Origin of the sequence: Idiomarina fontislapidosi (assembly GCF_003226255.1) — a bacterium.
Lineage (GTDB): Bacteria > Pseudomonadota > Gammaproteobacteria > Enterobacterales > Alteromonadaceae > Idiomarina > Idiomarina fontislapidosi.
In genome coordinates this window covers 23,658-44,443 of sequence record NZ_QJST01000011.1, presented here as the reverse complement: position 1 = coordinate 44,443, position 20,786 = coordinate 23,658, and the positions used below count along the sequence as shown (strand labels likewise).

Below are 20,786 nucleotides of genomic sequence, written 5' to 3'. Positions count from 1 at the left end.
GGTGGACCAAGTGTTTAGCAATTTTCTTAACTGGACTCGAGAACATGAATGGGGCTACCCCGAGCAATTTAATAAGACATTAGACAACGGCACGCGCTTGACGGTTTGGGACAGTGGTGTGCTGGTAGTCGAGCCGGAACAACCCGGCGACAAAGATATTATTATTTCATGTGCCGTGCACGGTAACGAAACCGCGCCGATTGAGATTTGCAGTGATATCATTCAAGACATTATTTCGGGTGAGCAGACAGTGGCTCACCGTGTTCTTTTTTTAATTGCTAATCCAGCTTCAATTAATATTGAACAGCGATTTGTCGAAGAAAATATGAACCGTTTGTTTAGCGGCGCGCATAGCCAAGGCGATAAACAAAACAAAGAACGCGAGCGTGCGAAAGAAATTGAAGGCTATTGCGAGCGTTTTTATGAGTCGGCTCCAAAGGGGGAGCGTCGCCGTTATCACTATGATTTGCACACGGCGATTCGTGATTCACAGCGCGAAAAATTTGCGGTCCACCCGTTTACGGATGGCAAGCCGTACCATCGCGAGCAGCTGCAATTCCTGCTTGCCTGCGGTGTGGATACAATTTTATTGAACCAGCAATCGACGACAACGTTCTCTTACTTTTCCTACAATACCTTTGGCGCTCAAGCATTTACCGTTGAGTTGGGTAAAGTGAAAAAGTTTGGCGAGAACAATCGTGCAGATTTTCAAGCCGCAGAAGATACCTTGCGTCGTTTGGTCGGAGAGTCTGAACTGAGCTTTCCACCGTTCGACCCTGAGCAGCACTTCATGTTTGCCGAAGCACAAACGATCAATCGTCAACATGAAGATTTTGAACTTAATTTCGCCGATGACGTAGCTAACTTTACTGCGTTCGATAAAGGTGACTTACTGGCAATTGACGGTGGTGAACACCGCTACGCACAGCACGATGGCGAACATATTATTTTCCCTAATGCGCAGGTGGCATTAGGGCAGCGCGCTTTGTTGACCGTTATCCGAGTACCAACAAACTCACTCGATCTGGTCTAATCTCCGCATAATATTTGTTAAAACTGTTCGTTTCCATTTACACTTAGCCCACTGGATATTCTCCCGTGGGCTGTTTGCATGACACTTTACGTAAAGGTAAAGTAGCGGCAACTTTACACCCTGCTTACAACCGAAAGAGAAGGTTATGGCCAAGGATAAAAAACACAATACAGAAATAGTGACACAGTCACAGTGGTTTGACGGTGACTCAGTAACTATTCCCATGTTGCAGCTTCTAAAAGAAGACGGCAGCTTACACAAAGGCGTTGAGATGCCAGAGTACGACAAGGATCTCATCGTTAAAATTCATGATACCATGCTGTTTATCCGCACGTTGGATGAGCGCATGATTGCCGCACAACGCCAAGGTCGTATTAGCTTCTACCTTGCTTCGCGTGGCGAAGAGGCCGAGAGCGTTGCTTCAGCAGCGGCGCTTGACCAGGGCGACATGATCATGGGGCAATACCGTGAACAAGGCGCATTGGCATACCGTGGCTTTACCGTTGAGCAGTTCATGAATCAATTGTTCTCGAACGAGCAAGATTTGGGTAAAGGGCGTCAAATGCCGGTTCACTACGGTTGTCGTGAACTCAACTTTATGACCATCAGCTCACCTTTGGGCACGCAAATCCCTCAAGCAACGGGCTACGCGTTTGGTCAAAAGATGGATAAAACCGGTAAGTGCACCATTTGTTACTTCGGCGAAGGTGCTGCATCTGAAGGTGACTTCCACGCTGCATTGAATATGGCGTCGGTCTATAAAGTGCCAGTTATCTTCTTCTGCCGTAATAACGGTTATGCGATCTCTACACCTTCACAAGGCGAACAATACGGCGGCGATGGTATCGCACCTCGTGGTATTGGTTACGGCATTAAAACAATACGCGTTGATGGCAACGATGTGTTTGCTGTCTTAAAAGCGACACAAGAAGCGCGTCGCTTGGCTGTTGAAGAAAATGAGCCGGTGCTTATCGAAGCCATGTCCTATCGTATGTCGGGTCACTCGACCTCGGATGACCCAACAGGTTACCGTACTCGTGATGAAGAAAACGAATGGAAAGTGAAAGATCCGCTCGAGCGTCTGCAAAAATGGATGCTCAGTGAGGGTTGGCTGACCGAAGAACACATCACCAGCCAGCACGAAAAAGTCAAAGCCAGCGTACTTGCCGCGCTTAAAGAAGCCGAGAAAGTGCCCGCACCGCACATTGATGAACTGATCAACGACGTTTACGACACGCCAAATGGCTTGTTGAAAGAGCAGCTTGAAGAGCTCAAAGAACACATTCGCAAATATCCGGATGCCTATCCGAAAACGTCGGGGAGACTGGACTAATGGCTAAAATGAATTTACTACAAGCCATCAACAGCGCCTTAGACCTGGCGATGGCTAAGCACGACAACGTATACAGCTTCGGCGAAGATACTGGCGGTTTCGGTGGTGTATTCCGCGCGACCTCAGGCTTAACCGAGAAATATGGTAAACACCGTAACTTTAATACGCCGCTCGTTGAGCAGGGTATTATTGGTTTCGCGAATGGCTTGGCATCACAAGGCAGCTACGCCGTCGCAGAAATACAGTTCGGCGATTATATCTTCCCAGCGTTTGACCAAATCGTTAACGAATCAGCTAAATTCCGCTATCGCTCAGGTAACGAGTTTAACGTCGGTGGTTTAACGATTCGCACGCCGTATGGCGGTGGTATTGCAGGGGGTCACTATCACTCGCAATCTCCGGAAGCCTACTTTGCACATACGCCGGGCCTAAAAATCGTCATGCCACGTAACCCATACGAAGCAAAAGGGTTATTGCTGAGCAGTATTTTTGATCCAAACCCGGTTCTGTTTATGGAGCCTAAGCGTTTGTATCGTGCTTCGACAGGTGAGGTACCTGAAGAAGAGTACACGATTCCGTTAGGACAAGCGGAAGTGGTTAAAGAAGGCGCTGATATCACGTTATTGGCGTGGGGCGCACAAATGGAACTGACCGAGAAAGCTGCAGAGTTGGCAGAAAAAGACGGTGTTTCATGTGAAATAATCGATCTGCGCACGATTTTGCCGTGGGACGTAAAAACCGTCACTGAGTCGGTGTTGAAAACGGGACGTTTAGTTATCAGCCAAGAAGCGCCGATAACCAGCGGCTTTGCGAGTGAAATCGCAGCGACAGTGCAAGATAAATGCTTCTTGTACCTTGAATCGCCAATTGCGCGTGTATGTGGTTTGGATGTTCCTTATCCATTGTGCCATGAGAAAGAATATATGGCCGATCATCTGAAGATCTACGAAGCCATTAAACGCACGATGAATTACTAAGGGTCAATGTCATGAGTAAAGATTTTATTCTGCCGGATATTGGTGAAGGCATCGTCGAGTGTGAAATTGTTGAATGGCTTGTAGCCGAAGGCGATACCGTAAAAGAAGACCAGCCGGTTGTTGAAGTAATGACCGACAAGGCGATGGTTGAAATTCCTGCGAAGGATGATGGCGTTGTTGAGAAGCTGTATTACCAGAAAGGTGATATCGCAAAAGTTCACGAGCCGTTATTCCGCATCAACGCCGAAGGTGATGCTTCTGATGATGCTGCACCGGCATCTGACGATGCTGCACCTGCTTCTTCGGATGCTGCTGAAACCACTGACTTCATTCTGCCGGATATCGGCGAGGGTATCGTTGAGTGCGAGATTGTTGAGTGGCTTGTCAGCGAGGGTGATGAGGTCAAAGAAGACCAGCCCGTTGTCGAAGTCATGACTGACAAAGCGACGGTTGAAATCCCTGCTAAAGAAGACGGCAAAGTGGTTAAGCTTTATCACAAGAAGGGTGATATTGCCGAGGTGCACAAACCGTTATTCGCACTGCAACCCGCCGGTGGCGTTGAGCCAAGCCAGCAGGCAAAAGATTCAGCACAAGCGCAGCAGAAGAACACGCCAAGTCAGTCGGCTGATGGCGGGGCAGAACCTGCGCAACCAGCGCGTCAAGGTAAGGCCGTTGCGAGTCCTGCGGTGCGTCGTTTAGCGCGTGAAAATAGCATTAACATCGCGGACGTGCCAGGTTCGGGTAAAAAAGGTCGAGTGTTAAAACAAGATATTAAAGACTTTGTTGCAGGCGATAAGCCATCGTCGGCATCAAGCTCACAGACACAGACCACGGCGGCTCCTGCGCAACAGAGTGGTGGTACGCGTACCGAAGCGATTCGTGGCGTGAAAGCCGCGATGGCGAAGCAGATGATGAACTCTGTCAGCACGATTCCGCACTTTACGTACTCGGATGAATTCGATCTGACGAACTTGATCGCATTGCGTGAGAAGCTCAAAGAGCAATATAAAGAAAAAGGTGTGCGTCTCACCGTCATGCCATTCTTTATTAAAGCGCTTTCGTTGGCGTTGAAAGAATTCCCGATTATGAATGCGCAAGTGAACGATGATTGCACGGAAGTCACCTATTTTGATGATCACAACATTGGCATGGCAGTCGATACCAAAATCGGCTTGTTGGTACCTAATGTAAAACAGGTACAAAACAAGAGTATTATCGATGTGGCAAATGAAGTGACACGTCTGACCCAAGCGGCGCGCGAGGGCAAAGTACCACAAGCCGATATGAAAGGCGGAACCATCAGCATTTCAAATATTGGCGTTATTGGTGGCACGGTGGCAACACCGATTATCAATAAGCCGGAGGCGGCTATTGTCGCGTTAGGTAAAGTACAAGAGTTGCCACGTTTTGATGAGAATGGTCAAGTCGTTGCACGTAAGATGATGACGGTGAGCTGGTCAGGCGACCACCGTATTATCGATGGTGGCACGATTGCGCGCTTTAACAAGCGCTGGCAGGAATTCCTTGAGGATCCGACCAGCATGCTGGTGAATATGGTCTAATAAGGCTAGACAGCAAAAAGGCGCTCCACAGAGCGCCTTTTTTAATGGTCATTAACCAAGAGGTTTCTTTTTAATGCGAATGCGCTGAAAGACTAACCCGGTGATAATCAGCACTAAGCCAGCAATCGTGCTCATGTGTATGGTTTCGCCAATGATCTGGTTGAGTAAAATCAGCGAAATAAACGGCGATAAAAATATCAAATTACTAATAAGTGATGTATTGGTTGCGGTTTTCATAGCGCTCATCCACAACAAAAAGGTAATCCCCATTTCGAATAAGCCAACATAGCTGACAGCGAGCCACCCCTGCCAAGGAATGCCACTCCAGTCGTCATACCAAACCGATGCTAGCCATAAAAATGGCAGTGATAAGCCGAACGCCAACACCAATTGCACAACAGAATCGGCATTACGCTTCGTATTAATAATCCAGTATAACGCCCAAAGGAAGGTGGACAATAACGCCCATAAAACACCCTCTAGATTACTGAATGAAAGTCCTATAATATCTCCTCGCGTTGCAATTACGAGCACACCTAAGTAACCCAAAGCGCTGGCAAACCAATCGCGTTTGCGGATTTTTTGTTTGAGTAGCACGGCGGCCATAAATGTCAGCGCAATCGCCCACGTATAGTTAAGCGGTTGAGCCTCTGAAGCGGGGAGTAACGAGTAGGCTTCGAACAACACCAAGTAATACACTGTGGGGTTGAGCACGCCAATCAGTAGGTAGTACAGCGGCATCCGCCGAAGCTCAAGTAGTAGTTGCGCTTGTTTGCCCTGAATAAAGGCAACTAGGGTTAAAACTAAACACGAAACGGCACTTGCAGCGGTCACCATTTGCAAGGGGGATAGGTAGTTAAGCGTGATCTTGAACGCTGTCGCAACCGTAGACCATAACAGCACAGCGGAAAGCGCAAAAAGAAATGCTTTTTTATCGTTGTCCATGATCCCCCTCACCGCAAATCAAATAATTGGCGCGGAGAATAGCGCACTTTGAGATAAGTGCCTAGTTTAGTTTAAGCGGAGTTTTAAAGGTCGTATGAGTGGATATTTGAGCGTCATAACGCTAGTGGTCGATGACCTCAATCGAAGTTTTGAATTTTACAATCAGGTGTTTAATTGGCCTAATAAGGGGTTACAAGGGCATCGCGAAGACGATACACAGGTTGCATTCTTTTCACCGTTAGGTGGCGTTAAAATCGCTTTGTGGCCGCGTGAGAGCTTTAATCGTCAGTTAGAAACAAACAGTGTGCATTCACCGTGTATGGGCACAACGATGCAAAGCCTCAATGTCGAGTCTGAAGCAGCCGTAGAAGCCTTGTTTGACCGAGCAATGCACGCTTTTGCTGAGTCCATCAAGCCCCCCCATTGGCAACCATGGCATTGTTACGGTGCTTATTTCAAAGACCCTGACGGTCATTTATGGGAAATCACCTTTAATCCTTCCAAAGCCTAAGCGATAAACGCGTCATTGAGTTGCGAGGATAAAAGTACGTTATTTTTAGAGCATGCGCTCTAAAACGCCGGGAGGAAAGATGTTTAATCGGCAATTGAAACAACAGTTAGTAGAAGCGCAACAGTCCGCTGCGCAGTTGCAAGCAACATTTGATGCGATAGATAGTCATGTCGCGCGTATCGATTTTACTCCTGATGGCATCGTGTTGGCTGCCAATACGGTTTTTGAAAAAGCCATGGGGTGTCAATTACAGGCGATAAAAGACAAACATCATCGCCAATTTTGCAGTCATGCGCATGCGTCTTCAAATGAATATAAGACGTTTTGGCATGATCTAGCAAAGGGAGTGGCGAAAAAAGGTCGGTTTAAGCGTGTGCGTCCCTCGGGTGAGATTATTTGGTTAGAGGCCACTTTTTTTCCTGTTCGTGATTCAAAAGGTAAGGTATCGCGGATTATTAAAATTGCTTCGGACGTGACCGCGGAAGTTGAACAGTTGAACCGTCAGCGCTCGATAACCGAAGCGATTAGCCGCTCAATGGCTGCTATTGAGTTTGATACAAACGGCTACGTACTGTGGGCTAATGACAACTTCTGCCGAGCTATGGGGTATCAACTTAAGGAGCTAAAGGGTCAACATCATCGTATATTCTGTGATGATAGCTTTTATCAGAAGCACCCGAACTTTTGGCAAACTTTAAGTCGTGGACAGATTGAAGCCGGGCAGTTTAAGCGTCATCGCAAAAACGGTGAGACGATTTATTTAGAAGCCACCTATAACCCCATCAAGGATAACGATGGCGAGGTGACCTCGATAATTAAGTTTGCCACCGACATTACTGAGCGCATGATTGCTTCGCAACAAGCGGCTGAGGCCGCCGAGATTGCACAAAGTACCTCATTACAAACGGCACATATTGTGAAAGATGCCATGCACGGTATCGAGCGCAATACTTCGACCGCATCGGACATTGTAAAACGCAGCGAACAAGCGGATTCGGTCGTAATGGAACTTAAATCACAATCGGTGAAAATTAGCGACACGGTCAAAACCATTAACGCATTGGCGGATCAGACCAACCTGTTAGCTCTGAATGCAGCGATCGAAGCGGCACGGGCGGGTGAACATGGACGGGGCTTTGCTGTGGTGGCGGACGAAGTACGGCAGTTGGCAAACCGGACAACGCAGGCAACCGCTGAGATCAGTCAAGTGATGACCATGAGTGAGGGCGTTTCTGCCCGAATTTCTGAAAATATGGCGGCGATCCAGCAGGTCGCGCAAACCGGCGAAGAACAGATGCAGGAGATTCGTGCCATTATGGAGGAAATTGATCAAGGGGCGAACAACGTAGTGAACGCTGTCGCCCGCTTGAACGTGGGTCATTAGCCGGCTGCTGGGTAAGCGTAGCTTGAGCCAAAGCCCAGCGGAATGCCAAGTGTCCAGTAAAGGACCAAGAAAATAGACCAAATAACCAGTAACGCAATCGAGTACGGTAGCATCATGGATACTAAGGTACCAATGCCCGTACTCTTAACATAGCGCTGACAGTACAACACGATCAGTGGGAAGTAGGGCAATAACGGCGTAATAATGTTACTGCTTGAATCCCCGACTCGATAGGCGGCCTGCGTCAAATCAGGCGAGTAACCGAGTTGCATCAACATCGGTACTAAAATCGGCGAAATCAGCGCCCATTTAGCGGATGATGAGCCAACAAACAGGTTGATAAACGCCACTAGAAAAACAATACCCACCATGGTCACCCCACCAGACAACTCCAATGAAGCGAGGAAGGTGGCACCTTTGACGGACAGCAACGTACCTAGCTGTGAATCGCCGAATGCTTTAATAAACAGCGCGCAGAAGAATGCCATGACAATGTAGTACGCCATACCTTCCATCGCGGTCGACATCGCCTTGATAACATCCTGTGAGTTAGTAAAGGTCTTGGCGACAAAGCCATGCACAATGCCAGGTATAACAAAAAACAGGAAAATCAGCGGCACAATCATGCCAAATATCGGCGCCGTCACACTGGCAAGATTGCCTTCGCTGTCGGCGAGTGGTGATTGGTCTATGACTGCAAGATAGGTCAGCAGGGCGGCACCCGCGACCATGGTCATCACCGCGGTCTTAAACGCTTTTTTATCTTGCGGCGTGACATCATCGAGTTGCGGCATATCTTCTTGATCGCCATCAATGGGCACATTCTTGAGACGTGGCTCAATGACTTTGTCGGTTAAAAACCAACCAATCGCAACCACAACTAATGAAGAGGCGGCTGTGAATGCGTAGTTGTTAAGCGGGTTCAGCTGTACTGAAGGATCGATAATATGTGCGGCGCTCTCGGTAAAGCCTTGTAGTAAAGGGTCAATCGCCGAGGGTACAAAGTTCGCACTAAAGCCGCCCGAGACGCCGGCAAATGCTGCAGCGATACCCGCGAGCGGATGACGTCCTGCTGCGTAAAAGATAACGCCGCCTAACGGGATAACCAAAACATAGCCTGCGTCTACCGCAGTATGACTGACAATGGCGACCAAAATAAGCATGGGGGTTAATAGCATTTTGGGCGTAACACGCAGCATCAATTTGATACCCACGTTAATAAAGCCCGAACGTTCTGCTACGCCGACACCCAGCATTGCAACCAATACCACACCGAGTGGTGCGAAGGTCATAAAGGTATTGACCATACCCGTGAGGAACGAGGTCAGTTGATCGCTCGCTAATAAATTGGTGATAGAGATGGCATCACCGGTGACGGGGTGGCGTTCGGCAAAGTCGACATACGAAAGTCCCCACGAAACAAAGGCGACAATAATCAGTAAGCCAAAGAACATCACTGCCGGGTCCGGTAGCTTATTACCGACTTTTTCGATGCCATCTAGGAACCTGTTCAGCAATGTATTCGGCGACTGTTTTGCCGTTGGCGTAGGCGTTTCAGAATCGCTCATGATATCCTCTTAATAACGTTATAATGGTGAAATTAAATTAAAAACACTGTCCAAAATGTTATCACAGTGTTATTCGATAAAGGTAGAGACTTTAACCGATGATTTGTGGAGTAGATGAAGCGGGCCGTGGTCCCATTGCAGGCCCTGTTGTTGCCGCCGCGGTAATTTTGGATCCGAATCAGCCTATCGAAGGCCTGAATGATTCTAAGAAATTAAGTGCAAAAAAACGCGAAAGGCTCAGTGCTGAAATTAAAGAGAAGGCACTGTACTGGAGTATTGCGCAAAGCGATGTGGATGAAATTGACCAACTGAATATCTTGTGGGCATCGATGCTGGCAATGAAACGCGCCGTTGAAGCGCTGCCTGAAGCACCGAGCGAAGTGCTTGTCGATGGCAACCGTGTGCCTGATCTTGCGGTCCCCGCGCGGGCTGTGGTGGGTGGCGATGCGAGTGAGCCAAGCATTGCTGCGGCATCGATTCTCGCCAAAGTGGAGCGTGATAGGCAAATGCTTGAGTGGCACCAAACCTATCCACAGTATGAATTTGATCGCCACAAAGCCTATGGCACCGCGCGTCACCTTGAACTCCTGAAACTACACGGTCCTAGCGTTATTCATCGACGCAGTTTTAGGCCGGTACGCGAAGCCCTCAACGCTTGTGATTAAAGCGGTTTCTTTTTAAACTATACGGCCTTTTGTTTTGCTGTTTTTCGACAATTTACGGATGTACCCATGCAATCAACCAATCACTCGATTCCCCACGTGGATATGCGTCGTTACGACGAAGATTTTCAAGCATTTACCAAGGATGTCGGTAACGGCTACGAAGAATATGGATTTATAGCGCTGACAAATCATGGTGTTGATACACAGTTGATTGAACGAGCATTAGATACTTGTCGCGATCTATTTGCGCTTCCAGAAGATGTGAAGATGAAATATCACCGCCCGGGCCAAGGGGGCGCGCGTGGCTATACGCCGTTTGGTACCGAGATTGCAAAAGATGCAAAACACGTCGATTTAAAAGAGTTCTGGCACGTGGGGCGTGAGCTGGAAGGCGAGCCGCCATATCCACAGTTGTTACCTAACGTGTGGCCCGAGGAACTGCCAGAGTTTAAACGCGATATGACCTTGGTCTACCAAGAACTCGATAAACTGGGTAACAAAGTATTAGACGCGTTAGCGGTGTTTTTAGAGCAACCGCGCGATTTCTTCCGCGACAAAGTGAACTTGGGTAACTCAATCTTACGTCCGCTGCATTATCCGCCGATCATCGATGAGGGTACACCATCGGTGCGCGCTGGGGCGCACGAAGATATTAACGTATTAACCTTATTAGTGGGTTCACGTGAGCCTGGTCTCGAAGTGCTTGCAAAAGACGGTACCTGGGTACCGGTGACCATTATCGAAGGTGCAATTATTTGTAACGTAGGGGATATGTTGCAACGTTTGACGAACCACAAGTTGCCATCAACGACCCATCGCGTGGTGAATCCACCGATGCCTTACAGTGCTAAGTCGCGTTACTCGATCCCATTCTTCCTGCACTTTAATCCCGATGTGTTGATCACACCGTTGTCATCGTGCATTTCTGAAGAAAATCCACAAAAAGATGAACCTATTACCGCTGATGACTATCTGATGGAACGGTTACGCGAAATAGGTTTAGTAAAATGAAACAGGTCGTTATTTCGTCGCTGGCACTGGCATTGCTAAGTGCCTGCGCTTCGACGCCGCCGCAGCCCGCGGCGCCACAACCTTTTGAATTGACCATTGCTCATATCAATGACCACCATTCGCATCTCGCGCCGAGTGAGTTGAGCTTTGATTGGGCAGGGCAAGCATGGCAAGTTGAAGCCGGTGGCTTTCCTCGTATGACGGCGATGATCGATCAGATCCGAGTCAATAACGATAACGTGTTGACGCTTCATGCAGGTGATGCGATGACCGGTAGCGTGTTCTTTAAACGCTTGGGAAGTGCCGCCGATGCGCGTTTTATGAACGATACCTGCTTTGATGCCTTTACCATTGGTAACCATGAGTTCGACACCGGCGATGCAGGATTAGATACCTTCCTTGATCAACTTGGCACCGCGAGCTGTGATACCGCGAAATTATCTGCCAATATCGCGCCAGAGGTGGGAGTATCACCGTTAACACCACAAACTCAAACGGACTCGTTTCAGCCGTACACTGTTGTGCAACGCGGTGGTGAACAGCTAGGAATCGTTGGCTTAACGATTGCAAAGCGCACGATGCAAACTTCAAATCCGGATAAGACCACGCGTTTGACCGATGAATTAGAAGCGGCGAAGCAAGCGGTGGCCGAATTACAGACGCAGGGCATCGAGAAGATTATTCTATTAACGCATGTGCAATACCAAAATGATATCGACTTTGCGGCAAAACTGCCGGGCGTCGATGTTATTATTGGAGGTGACTCGCACACCTTACTCGGGGATTTCAGCGAGTTTGGTCTCGACGCGGCCGGTGCTTATCCCACGCAAGTGACAAACGCAGAGGGCGATCCGGTGTGTATTGCGCATGCGTACAAATACAGCCAAGTGGTCGGCGAGTTGCAAGTTACCTTTGATGGTGACCGTATCGCTGATTGCGGCGGACGTCCGCATTACCTTATCGGCTCCGATGTGCAGCCGAAAGCGGGCGCAGTGACAACTGTACAGCCGGTGTTAGATGCACTGGACCAGTCAGGTGTGTTTACACGAATAGCGCCCGATACACAGCAACAGGCGTGGTTAGATATCTATCAACAGCAGATTGATGCGTTTGCTAATGAAGTCTTAGCAAAGGTGCCGCAACGCATTTGTACGCAGCCTATCGGCACGCCTCGTCGAGCCGAGTGCGGACAGCAGCAAAGTTCAAGTTTACAGCGCTTAATCGCTGAATCCTTTCTAGCCGCGGTGCCGGAAGCTGATTTTGCGATTCAAAATGGCGACGGTTCACGAGGCGATATCGAGCCTGGCGCGTTTACTGTGGGCGATGCATACAAGTTGTTGCCGTACGGAAACACGCTCATGAGCATTGAGATCAGCGGCTCAGAGCTCAAGCAAGTATTAGAAGAAGCACTGAATTTCGCCGTCGCGGATGCCGGTAGTATGGGTGCCTATCCGTATGGTGCACACATTCAGTATTCAATTAATTTACAGCAAGGATTTGGTGATCGCATCTCGGATATCAAAGTGTGGGATGACGAGCAGCAGACCTGGAAAGCAGTACGACCACGGGATACCTATCGCGTGGTGACCAATAGTTACATTGCTGGCGGGCAAAGTGGTTACAAAACTTTCCTCACTTTGTCAGACCGTGGTCGCGCCCATAATACCGGTATCGACTACGCACAAGCCTTTGCAGACTATGTGCGTCAATTTAATCAACTCAAGCGTCCAACACAGTTTGCTACGCAGGAGTTTGTACCCGCAAAAGAATAGGAGTTAACACATGAGTGGAACGCAGCGCGATTCCTTTACCGTATCTGATTCAGCACGATTTGATTTCGTTGTTATTATTCTTGCGTTGCTGACAGCCTTCGCGCCGCTTTCCATCGACATGTATTTGCCAGCATTTACGGCAATTGCGGCAGATTACCAAACCGACACCCATCGCGTTGAGCTCTCGCTCAGCGCGTTCTTTTTTGGATTATTCATAGGGCAACTCTTATACGGTACCGCGACCGATAAATTCGGCCGCAAAAAGCCGCTGTATGTGGGGCTTGCCATCTACGTTGTGACCTCTATTGCCTGTGCGTGGGCTCCGGATATCGAATGGTTAATCGTGCTACGTTTCTTTCAAGCGATTGGCGCTTGTGCCGGTATTGTGATTGCCCGTGCGGTGGTGCGCGACCTCTACACCCCTCAGGCTTCAGCGCGAGTGTTCTCATTTTTAATTTTAGTGATGGGTGTAGCGCCTATCCTGGCACCCTTATTTGGTAACTACGTAACCGAGTGGTTTGGCTGGCGGGCGATTTTCTGGATTGTGAGCGTGCTCGGAGTCGCCTGTGCCTTTGTGATTCACTTGGTGTTGCCCGAAACCCGTGGGCGTCGCTACGATGTGCGGATGCGCAATAGCGGACGCACTTATTGGGATGTACTGAAAGATCGTAGCTTTCTGCGCTATTCACTGACGGGGGGTATTGCGCAAGCAGGGTTATTTGCTTACATCACAGGTTCACCGTTGATGTTTATCGAGCTCTTTGACTTCACGCCATCGGCTTACAGTTGGCTGTTTGGTGCGAATGCGATCGGAATTATCGGCTTTTCTCAACTGAATGGTTGGCTATTAAAATACTACTCAGCGCGAAAAATCCTCAATGTTTCGTTACCGATTCTTGCAGTGGTCTCTGCGGGCATGGCGGTCGCCGCATATGTAAAAGCGCCGGTGTGGGGCATTCTAGTGCCATTATTCGCCTACATATCAACGCTGGGCTTAGTGTTCCCGAATGCCATGGCAGGTGCACTGGCTAACCAACAAGAGCGCGCAGGGTCCGCCTCGGCAGTGACTGGAAGTTTACAGTTTTTAATTGCTGGCTTAGTTTCTATGGGCGTTAACTCTGTCAGCGGCTTAACCGATTATGCAATGGCATGGGTAATTGGAACGACGGGTATTATTGCGGTTATCACATACCGGCTCATGCGCTATGAAGAGCCCGAGTCAGAGGTGTAAGGTATTGGCACATTCAGGCAATAAAAAAGGCGCTCATAGGAGCGCCTTTTTTGTGTAGAGCGAAGCGGCTGAATTAAGCGGCTTCACCTTGCTTCTTACCAGCCAGGTTGTTCAGCGCGTAATCAAACGCTGCCTGACCTGCAAGTAAATCGGCTGGGTCGAAGTCATCAACGTTGATGGTGCGTAAACGACCTTCTTCAGTGCGTTTCATCAACTCCGCTTCTTCCTCGTTGATAACGCCCAGTTCAAGACCGCGCTCTGCCAACGCGTCGAGCTGAGTAAAGCTGAAGCGTTCGCCAGCGGCTTTACAGATCTTCGCATGCAGCGGCTCACACTTAATCATGTTGACCAAGGTTTCTTCTAAGAAGCCAAAGTGACCTTCGGCACTCAAGAACTGACCTTCGCCTAAACGTGAGCGTGCTTCGTTCGGCTCCATCAAAATACGCGCCACTTTGTGGTCCGCCTTATCGCTTGGACGGTGTGCAATGCGACCGAATGGGAACATTACCACACGCATCGCTGTACCGACGCCACCCATGTTACGCAACAACTCGATTTGCGCTTCTTGTAGCTTGTACAAGGTATCTTGCATTGCCCAATGCATGAGCGGTAAATCGTCTTTTAAGCGACCTTGATCATGGAAGCGCTTCAGTACCGCCGAACCAATGAACAAGTAGCTCAGCATGTCACCTAAACGAGCAGAGATACGCTCTTTACGTTTTAGGTTACCGCCGTACATACCCATCGCAACGTCCGATAACAAGGCTAAGTTAGCACTGAAACGGTTCATTTGCTGGTAGTACTGCTTGGTCGAGTCGGTTGCCGGTACAGAACTTAAACGGTGACCGCCAAAGCCATAGAAGAAAGAACGGACAAAGTTGCTGGCGGCAAAGCCGATATGGCCAAACAAGGCTTTATCGAATTTGTTCAAAGCATCTGGACCGCTTTCAGCAGAAGCGTTCATTTCCTCAAGTACATAAGGATGGCAACGGATAGCGCCCTGACCGTAAATCATCATGCTACGAGTCAGAATGTTTGCACCCTCAACGGTAATCGCCACCGGTACGCCTTGGTAACCACGACCCAAATAGTTGTTTGGACCTAAGCAGATACCTTTACCACCGTGGATATCCATCGCGTCATCCATGCAGGCACGCAACTTCTCGGTCATGTGGTATTTAGCGATAGCCGAGATAACCGATGGTTTCTCACCTAAATCGATACCCGCAGTCGCTAAGGTTGTTACCGAATCCATTAAGTAGGCGTTACCACCAATACGAGCCATCGGCTCTTCAACACCTTCCATTTTACCGATAGGTAATTTGAACTGACGACGGATGCGAGAGTATGCACCGGTTGCCAATGCCATTTGTTTGATACCACCGGCACTGTTTGAAGGTAGGGTAATACAACGTCCCACGGACAAACACTCAACCAGCATACGCCAGCCTTTACCTGCGTTTTTCGCGCCACCGATGATGTAATCAAGCGGTACGAACACATCTTTACCGCGAATCGGACCGTTTTGGAACGGTACGTTAAGCGGGAAGTGACGACGACCGATTTCAACACCGTCGGTATCACGAGGAATCAACGCACAGGTAATACCTAGTTCTTTCTTGTCGCCCAGTAAACCGTCTGGATCGTACATTTTAAATGCAAGACCAATGACCGTCGCAACAGGGGCAAGGGTGATGTAGCGTTTGTTGAAGTTAAGCTTGATACCGACGATCTCCTCGCCGTTCCACTCACCTTTACAAATCACACCCGAATCAGGAATCGCGCCAGCATCAGAACCCGCCTCTGGACTGGTCAAGCCAAAGCATGGGATCTCGTCACCTTTTGCAAGGCGTGGCAAGTAATGATCGTGTTGCTCTTTAGTACCATAGTGCTGCAGCAACTCGCCCGGACCTAATGAGTTAGGTACACCTACGGTGGATGCCAATACCGTACTGACACCCGCAAGCTTCTGCAAAACGCGTGACTGCGCATACGCAGAAAACTCAAGACCGCCATACTCCTTCTTGATGATCATCGCGAAGAACTTGTTGTCTTTGAGGTATTGCCATACATGCTCAGGCATGTCAGTCAGCTCATGCGTGACCTGCCAGTCATCAAGCATCTTGCAAACTTCTTCACAAGGACCTTCTAAGAACGCTTTTTCTTCAGCAGTCAGCTCAGACTTAGGAATGTTGTGCAATTTACTCCAGTCTGGGTCACCACCAAAGACTTCGCCTTCCCACCAAACGGTACCCGCTTCTAACGCGTCACGCTCAGTGTCTGACATTTCTGGCATTACTTTGCGGAATGCCGTTAGAATAGGCTTAGTGAGTAAGCTTTGGCGGATTGAAGTAATGTTCAATGGCACCAAAATAACGGCAAGAATGACCCATAGAACAGGGCCAACGATGCCAGCTAAGCTGCCAACGGCAAACATCGCGACGAGGCCGGCGCTAAAAGCAACCAGGCTGGCGCGTTTGTAAGTTAATACACCGGCAACCAGAAGGGTTGCGATGATCCAAAGTGCGACACTCATATAAATCACTCCAAGTTAGAGGTCTGACCAGTAATATGTGCAAATTAGATCAGACGGCTGTGTTTTTCAAGAAAAATTTGAACACCTGTTTGAATCTTTTGTCATAGAGTGTACAGGCAAGCTGCCAGTAGGGCGGTTATATAGATACGGAGTTAACGCAAAAAGGAGTCTCCGATGGCGAAAAATTTAATCACCTCAATGGTATGGGCGGCGGCCGCGCTGACCAGTGTGGCAGTCTCGGCAGAGCCTGTTGAGCTGGTGCCTTATAAAGCAGAGTACAGTATCACCCGCGGCGGCAGTGATTATGGAACAGGGCAGCGTTATCTGAGCCAAACCGATGCGGGCGCATGGCAGTTATACGGCCACACGGATATTTCTTGGTTCATTTTATCCGATGAGCGAACCACCGAATCGGTGTTTTGGGTGAGTGATGAACAAGGTTTTATTCCAGTCGACTTCCAATATAAGCGCGAGGGCACAGGATCAGACCGTGCGTTTCATGCCCGCTTTGATGCCGATACACATCAAGCCGTCAATGTCGCATCTGGCGAGGCTATCGATATCGCTTGGCAGGGCGCGTTATATGATGAAGGTTCGGTTGCCGAAAAGTTACGTCTCGATGTGGCTGCTGAGCGTGACCCGTTAAACTACGCGGTGATGGATGAAGAGGGCAATAGCAAAACATACCGCTTTCAACGACTGGGCGAGGAACGTATCAATACGCCGTATGGAAAACTGGATACGATTAAAGTAGAACGCGTGCGGGATAATAAAAAGCGCGAAACCTATTATTGGTTCGCGCCCGAAATGGATTACTTGCTGGTGCAACTACAACAGTTTAAAGAGGGCGACGAGCAAGCCACTATGTCATTGACCGAGGTGACCTACCCCAAGCCAAGCGAGGATTAATCCTCGCTGGCGTAGCCTTGCGGCCCGAGCGGCTGGTTATCAAGCTCAACGCCTTGTGCACCGAGTGCAAGGCGGTCATCACAAAACCATTTAACCACTAACGGGTAAATACGATGCTCCTGCTCGTGCACGCGCGCCTGCAAGTCATCGCCCGTGTCACCCTCAAATACTGGGACTTTCGCCTGTAACACCACAGGGCCGCCATCAAGCTCTTCGGTCACGAAGTGAACACTAACACCGTGTTCTTTATCGCCTGCATCTAATGCACGTTGATGCGTGTTAACACCCTTATATTTAGGTAATAACGACGGGTGGATATTTAACATGCGACCGGCAAAGTGGCGCGTAAAGTCAGCCGTGAGAATGCGCATAAAGCCAGCTAAGATCACTAAGTCAGGCTGATAGGTATCAATCAGTGCTTGTAATTCAGCATCGTACGCTTCTCGGCTATCAAACGCTTTGTGCGACAAAGCATGCGTAGCAATGCCGCGATCCGCTGCTTTGCCAAGCCCTTTGGCGGTCTCTTTGTTAGCAATAACGGCGACAACTTCGCCGTTAATCTGTTGTTTTTCGCAAGCATCAACAATCGCTTGCATGTTCGAGCCGGTGCCCGAAATCAGCACTACAATACGTTTCATGAGCCGTCCACTAGCGGGTTTCGTCAGCTAAAATCTCAACTTGCTCGTCGTTTTCAGCCGCGTCAGCGATACGACCAATGACCCAAGCGTCTTCGCCTTGCTGGTTAAGTAGTTCAACGGCTCGCTCTGCTTCAGCGTTTGGTACTGCGATGACCATGCCCACACCACAGTTAAAGGTGCGGTACATTTCGCGCATGCTGACATTGCCGTTTTCTTTTAACCAGTCAAAGATCACCGGCCATTCCCAGCTATTACCGTCGATAACGGCTTTAGCGCCTTTTGGCAGTACGCGTGGAATGTTTTCCCAGAAACCACCCCCGGTGATATGCGACAACGCGTGTACAGGCACTTGCTTAATCAGTTCTAACACTGACTTCACGTAAATGCGTGTCGGCTCAAGTAAGTGTTCAGCGAGCGTACGATTCTCGAGGTGTGACTCCAAATCCGCTTCGCTGACTTCAATAATCTTGCGGATTAACGAATAGCCATTGGAGTGAGGGCCGCTTGAAGCCAGAGCAATCAGCGCGTCACCTTCGGCAACTTTAGTGCCATCGATGATGTCATCCTTTTCGACAACACCAACACAGAAACCCGCTAAATCAAAATCACCGTGCTCATACATGCCAGGCATTTCTGCCGTTTCGCCGCCAATCAATGCACAACCTGACTGCTCGCAGCCATCGCCAATACCGGTCACCACATCCGCAGCCACATCAACGTCGAGTTTGCCAGTTGCATAATAGTCGAGGAAGAACAGCGGCTCAGCACCCTGTACAATGAGGTCGTTGACACACATCGCGACCAGGTCAATCCCCACGCCACGGTGTTGTTTTAAATCAATCGCCAGACGCAGCTTAGTGCCTACGCCATCGGTGCCCGAGACCAGCACCGGCTTTTTGTAGCCTTCAGGAATCTCGCATAATGCACCAAAACCACCGATATTGCCCATGACTTCGGGGCGACTGGTCCGTTTGGTGACACCTTTAATACGATCAACAAGCGCGTTGCCAGCGTCGATATCAACGCCTGCGTCTTTGTAGCTTAACGAGGGTTTATTGTTACTCACGAGCAGTTCCTAAGCGGCAAAAAATTTGCGCGCAAGTTTAGCATGAAAAACCACCGAATAGGTACTCCCATTCGGTGGTTTTACGCGGAAAACTAATCGCGCCAGAACTTGGGCAACAATAAGGTCAGTACGGTAAAGTACTCTAGGCGACCTAAGATCATGGCAAAGGTCAGCAACCAAGTGCCGCTATCGGTGACAGGAATAAAATTACTCGATACTTCGCCAAACCCAGGACCTAATACGTTAATACACGCCGATACCGCGCTAAACGCACTGAAAAAGTCTAACCCCGTCATCATCAGTAAAACCGTAAGCATCATACTGCAAATACCCACCAGCAGTATAAAGCTGGTGACCGCCGCGAGCACAGGCGTGCGCACCACCTTATGTTGGTAACGAACATGAATGACCGCACTGGGGTGGATTGCTTGCAACATATGATGCTTTATCGCACGGAAAGTAATAATGTTGCGGATAAACTTATTACCGCCTGCCGTTGAGCCGGCACAGCCACCGAGATAACTCGCAATAATCAAAAAGCCCGCGGTAGCGGCAGGCCACGCGGATAGATCATCGGCGCCAAAGCCGGTACTGGTCATAAACGAAATGACGTGAAACACCGCCTGCGAGACCGACACCCAGAATGAAGGATGGGTATGATTGACCACCGCCATCGCCGTTAAAATGGCAGAAATTGTGAGGATCGCTAAGATAAAGTAGCGTGTTTCCTCGTCCTGCCAGTACCCTTTAAGTGAGCGTACGGTAAAGTTTTTGTGGTGCAACGCAAAACTGATGGCACCGAGCGCCATGAATACATCGGCAACGCCCAAAATCGTATGACTATTGAAATGACCCATACTGGCGTCATAGGGCGAGAAGCCACCCGTAGATACAGTAGAAAACGAATGAGCAATGGCATCAAACGCACTCATACCGGCAAGCCAATAGCTCAAGGCACAGGCGAGGGTTAAACACAAATAAACCAGCCATAAATAGCGACTGGTTTTGGCGACACGAGGAGCAATCTTATCGTCTTTAATGGGGCCGGGGGTTTCCGCCTTAAGCAAGCGCATACCACCGACGTTGAGCATGGGCAAAATAGCGACCACGAAAATAACGATACCCAAGCCCCCCATCCATTGCAGAAACTGTCGATACAGTAGGAAGCTTTTGGGCATATGATCGAGCCCGGTCAAGATCGTGGCACCTGTGGTGGTCATCGCGCTGACTGATTCAAACACTGAATCGGTGAAACTGACACCTGTGATGAACATGATAGGTAGGGCACCGAGCACGCCCATAAAAAACCATGTCATGGTGGCAAAGGCGAGCGCTTCGCGGTAGTACAAACGCGCCATACTGACCTTGCGATAACGCAAATACACCAACAACGAAAGGGAAAAGCAAATAAGTGAGCCATCTAAAAACTGAGTAAAGGTCTTATCCCTAAACACCAGCATCGATAGCACTGCAAAAACGAGCTGAATAGTGCCTATCCACAGAAATGGCCACGCCAACAGCCGCAAGGTTGCATGTATATTCAATGGTTAACCCTTTGTAGAAACACAAAAAAATACATAAATAATCATTTCAAACGGGCAAAGATCGTACGATAATAGTCAAGAGCCGATGCGCTGTTGCATTC

Annotated in this window: 17 protein-coding genes; 11 read left to right on the top strand and 6 right to left on the bottom strand. The window is 49.1% G+C overall.

Translation table 11 applies throughout. From position 1 onward, the window contains the following. Position 1 precedes the first annotated feature (1 nt). From astE to DFP83_RS10860, 4 genes are all read left to right on the top strand, one after another. On the top strand, positions 2-1,033 hold the full coding sequence (astE, locus tag DFP83_RS10875; RefSeq protein WP_110575697.1) for a succinylglutamate desuccinylase: 1,032 nt from the start codon (positions 2-4) through the stop codon (positions 1,031-1,033). Between the two features lie 145 nt (positions 1,034-1,178). Continuing rightward, positions 1,179-2,366, top strand: coding sequence for a thiamine pyrophosphate-dependent dehydrogenase E1 component subunit alpha (locus DFP83_RS10870; RefSeq protein ID WP_110575637.1), 1,188 nt, complete (start codon positions 1,179-1,181; stop codon positions 2,364-2,366). After that, positions 2,366-3,343, top strand: coding sequence for an alpha-ketoacid dehydrogenase subunit beta (locus DFP83_RS10865; RefSeq protein WP_110575635.1), 978 nt, complete (start codon positions 2,366-2,368; stop codon positions 3,341-3,343). Before DFP83_RS10870 ends, DFP83_RS10865 begins: the two co-directional genes overlap by 1 nt. Positions 3,344-3,354: 11 nt before the next feature. After that, positions 3,355-4,905 (top strand): dihydrolipoyllysine-residue acetyltransferase, encoded by a 1,551-nt coding sequence (locus DFP83_RS10860; protein WP_110575633.1) that lies wholly within the window; start codon positions 3,355-3,357, stop codon positions 4,903-4,905. Between the two features lie 51 nt (positions 4,906-4,956). Here the strand turns inward: DFP83_RS10860 and DFP83_RS10855 are convergent, their stop codons facing one another. Then, positions 4,957-5,850 carry a DMT family transporter gene (locus DFP83_RS10855; RefSeq protein ID WP_110575631.1) on the bottom strand — a complete coding sequence of 298 codons (894 nt, stop codon included), beginning with the start codon at positions 5,848-5,850 and terminating at the stop codon, positions 4,957-4,959. A gap of 94 nt (positions 5,851-5,944) precedes the next feature. Between DFP83_RS10855 and DFP83_RS10850 the strand changes: the two genes are divergently transcribed. Together DFP83_RS10850 and DFP83_RS13850 are read left to right on the top strand one after the other, a co-directional pair. Beyond that, positions 5,945-6,361: a VOC family protein gene (locus DFP83_RS10850; RefSeq protein WP_110575629.1), complete on the top strand. Its 417-nt coding sequence runs from the start codon at positions 5,945-5,947 to the stop codon at positions 6,359-6,361. A 79-nt stretch (positions 6,362-6,440) separates the two neighbouring features. Beyond that, the gene (locus DFP83_RS13850) at positions 6,441-7,745 is read left to right on the top strand and encodes a methyl-accepting chemotaxis protein (protein WP_110575627.1); all 1,305 of its coding nucleotides are present in this window, start codon (positions 6,441-6,443) and stop codon (positions 7,743-7,745) included. Here the strand turns inward: DFP83_RS13850 and DFP83_RS10840 are convergent. Further along, the gene (locus tag DFP83_RS10840) at positions 7,742-9,313 is read right to left on the bottom strand and encodes an AbgT family transporter (protein ID WP_110575625.1); all 1,572 of its coding nucleotides are present in this window, start codon (positions 9,311-9,313) and stop codon (positions 7,742-7,744) included. The genes DFP83_RS13850 and DFP83_RS10840 overlap by 4 nt on opposite strands. Positions 9,314-9,411: 98 nt before the next feature. Between DFP83_RS10840 and rnhB the strand changes: the two genes are divergently transcribed. The 4 genes from rnhB to DFP83_RS10820 all read left to right on the top strand — a co-directional run bounded on the left by rnhB (position 9,412) and on the right by DFP83_RS10820 (position 13,992). Further along, entirely contained in the window at positions 9,412-9,978 is a 567-nt protein-coding gene (gene rnhB, locus DFP83_RS10835; protein WP_110575623.1) for a ribonuclease HII, read from the top strand. A gap of 66 nt (positions 9,979-10,044) precedes the next feature. Beyond that, positions 10,045-10,989: an isopenicillin N synthase family dioxygenase gene (locus DFP83_RS10830; protein WP_110575621.1), complete on the top strand. Its 945-nt coding sequence runs from the start codon at positions 10,045-10,047 to the stop codon at positions 10,987-10,989. Next, the gene (locus DFP83_RS10825) at positions 10,986-12,761 is read left to right on the top strand and encodes a 5'-nucleotidase C-terminal domain-containing protein (protein ID WP_110575619.1); all 1,776 of its coding nucleotides are present in this window, start codon (positions 10,986-10,988) and stop codon (positions 12,759-12,761) included. The genes DFP83_RS10830 and DFP83_RS10825 overlap by 4 nt, the downstream gene beginning before the upstream one ends. A gap of 10 nt (positions 12,762-12,771) precedes the next feature. Continuing rightward, positions 12,772-13,992, top strand: a complete 1,221-nt coding sequence (locus DFP83_RS10820; protein ID WP_110575617.1) for a multidrug effflux MFS transporter — start codon at positions 12,772-12,774, stop codon at positions 13,990-13,992. Positions 13,993-14,065: 73 nt separating this feature from the next. Here the strand turns inward: DFP83_RS10820 and fadE are convergent, their stop codons facing one another. Next, complete coding sequence (gene fadE / locus DFP83_RS10815; protein WP_110575615.1) at positions 14,066-16,528, bottom strand: acyl-CoA dehydrogenase FadE; 2,463 nt, start codon at positions 16,526-16,528, stop codon at positions 14,066-14,068. A gap of 174 nt (positions 16,529-16,702) precedes the next feature. Between fadE and DFP83_RS10810 the strand changes: the two genes are divergently transcribed. Then, complete coding sequence (locus DFP83_RS10810) at positions 16,703-17,437, top strand: DUF3108 domain-containing protein (RefSeq protein WP_110575613.1); 735 nt, start codon at positions 16,703-16,705, stop codon at positions 17,435-17,437. On the opposite strand, the gene purN is transcribed toward DFP83_RS10810, so the two are convergent. The 3 genes from purN to DFP83_RS10795 all read right to left on the bottom strand — a co-directional run bounded on the left by purN (position 17,434) and on the right by DFP83_RS10795 (position 20,685). Beyond that, positions 17,434-18,075 (bottom strand): phosphoribosylglycinamide formyltransferase, encoded by a 642-nt coding sequence (purN, locus tag DFP83_RS10805; protein WP_110575611.1) that lies wholly within the window; start codon positions 18,073-18,075, stop codon positions 17,434-17,436. The two genes, DFP83_RS10810 and purN, sit on opposite strands and share 4 nt — an antisense overlap. A 10-nt stretch (positions 18,076-18,085) precedes the next feature. Further along, a complete protein-coding gene (gene purM, locus DFP83_RS10800) occupies positions 18,086-19,141 on the bottom strand; it encodes a phosphoribosylformylglycinamidine cyclo-ligase (protein ID WP_110575609.1) in 1,056 nt (351 codons plus the stop codon). Positions 19,142-19,233: 92 nt separating this feature from the next. Then, a complete protein-coding gene (locus DFP83_RS10795; protein WP_110575608.1) occupies positions 19,234-20,685 on the bottom strand; it encodes a TrkH family potassium uptake protein in 1,452 nt (483 codons plus the stop codon). Between the last annotated feature and the right edge of the window lie 101 nt (positions 20,686-20,786).

Bases quoted from the DNA above. Each gene is read 5' to 3' on its own strand.
- DFP83_RS10855 (WP_110575631.1), bottom strand. From the start codon at position 5,850: ATGGACAACGATAAAAAAGCATTTCTTTTTGCGCTTTCCGCTGTGCTG.
- DFP83_RS10840 (WP_110575625.1), bottom strand. From the start codon at position 9,313: ATGAGCGATTCTGAAACGCCTACGCCAACGGCAAAACAGTCGCCGAAT.
- rnhB (WP_110575623.1), top strand. From the start codon at position 9,412: ATGATTTGTGGAGTAGATGAAGCGGGCCGTGGTCCCATTGCAGGCCCT.
- fadE (WP_110575615.1), bottom strand. From the start codon at position 16,528: ATGAGTGTCGCACTTTGGATCATCGCAACCCTTCTGGTTGCCGGTGTA.
- DFP83_RS10860 (WP_110575633.1), top strand. From the start codon at position 3,355: ATGAGTAAAGATTTTATTCTGCCGGATATTGGTGAAGGCATCGTCGAG.
- DFP83_RS10850 (WP_110575629.1), top strand. From the start codon at position 5,945: ATGAGTGGATATTTGAGCGTCATAACGCTAGTGGTCGATGACCTCAAT.
- DFP83_RS10825 (WP_110575619.1), top strand. From the start codon at position 10,986: ATGAAACAGGTCGTTATTTCGTCGCTGGCACTGGCATTGCTAAGTGCC.
- DFP83_RS10820 (WP_110575617.1), top strand. From the start codon at position 12,772: ATGAGTGGAACGCAGCGCGATTCCTTTACCGTATCTGATTCAGCACGA.
- DFP83_RS10870 (WP_110575637.1), top strand. From the start codon at position 1,179: ATGGCCAAGGATAAAAAACACAATACAGAAATAGTGACACAGTCACAG.
- DFP83_RS10830 (WP_110575621.1), top strand. From the start codon at position 10,045: ATGCAATCAACCAATCACTCGATTCCCCACGTGGATATGCGTCGTTAC.
- DFP83_RS10865 (WP_110575635.1), top strand. From the start codon at position 2,366: ATGGCTAAAATGAATTTACTACAAGCCATCAACAGCGCCTTAGACCTG.
- DFP83_RS10810 (WP_110575613.1), top strand. From the start codon at position 16,703: ATGGCGAAAAATTTAATCACCTCAATGGTATGGGCGGCGGCCGCGCTG.
- DFP83_RS13850 (WP_110575627.1), top strand. From the start codon at position 6,441: ATGTTTAATCGGCAATTGAAACAACAGTTAGTAGAAGCGCAACAGTCC.
- purN (WP_110575611.1), bottom strand. From the start codon at position 18,075: ATGAAACGTATTGTAGTGCTGATTTCGGGCACCGGCTCGAACATGCAA.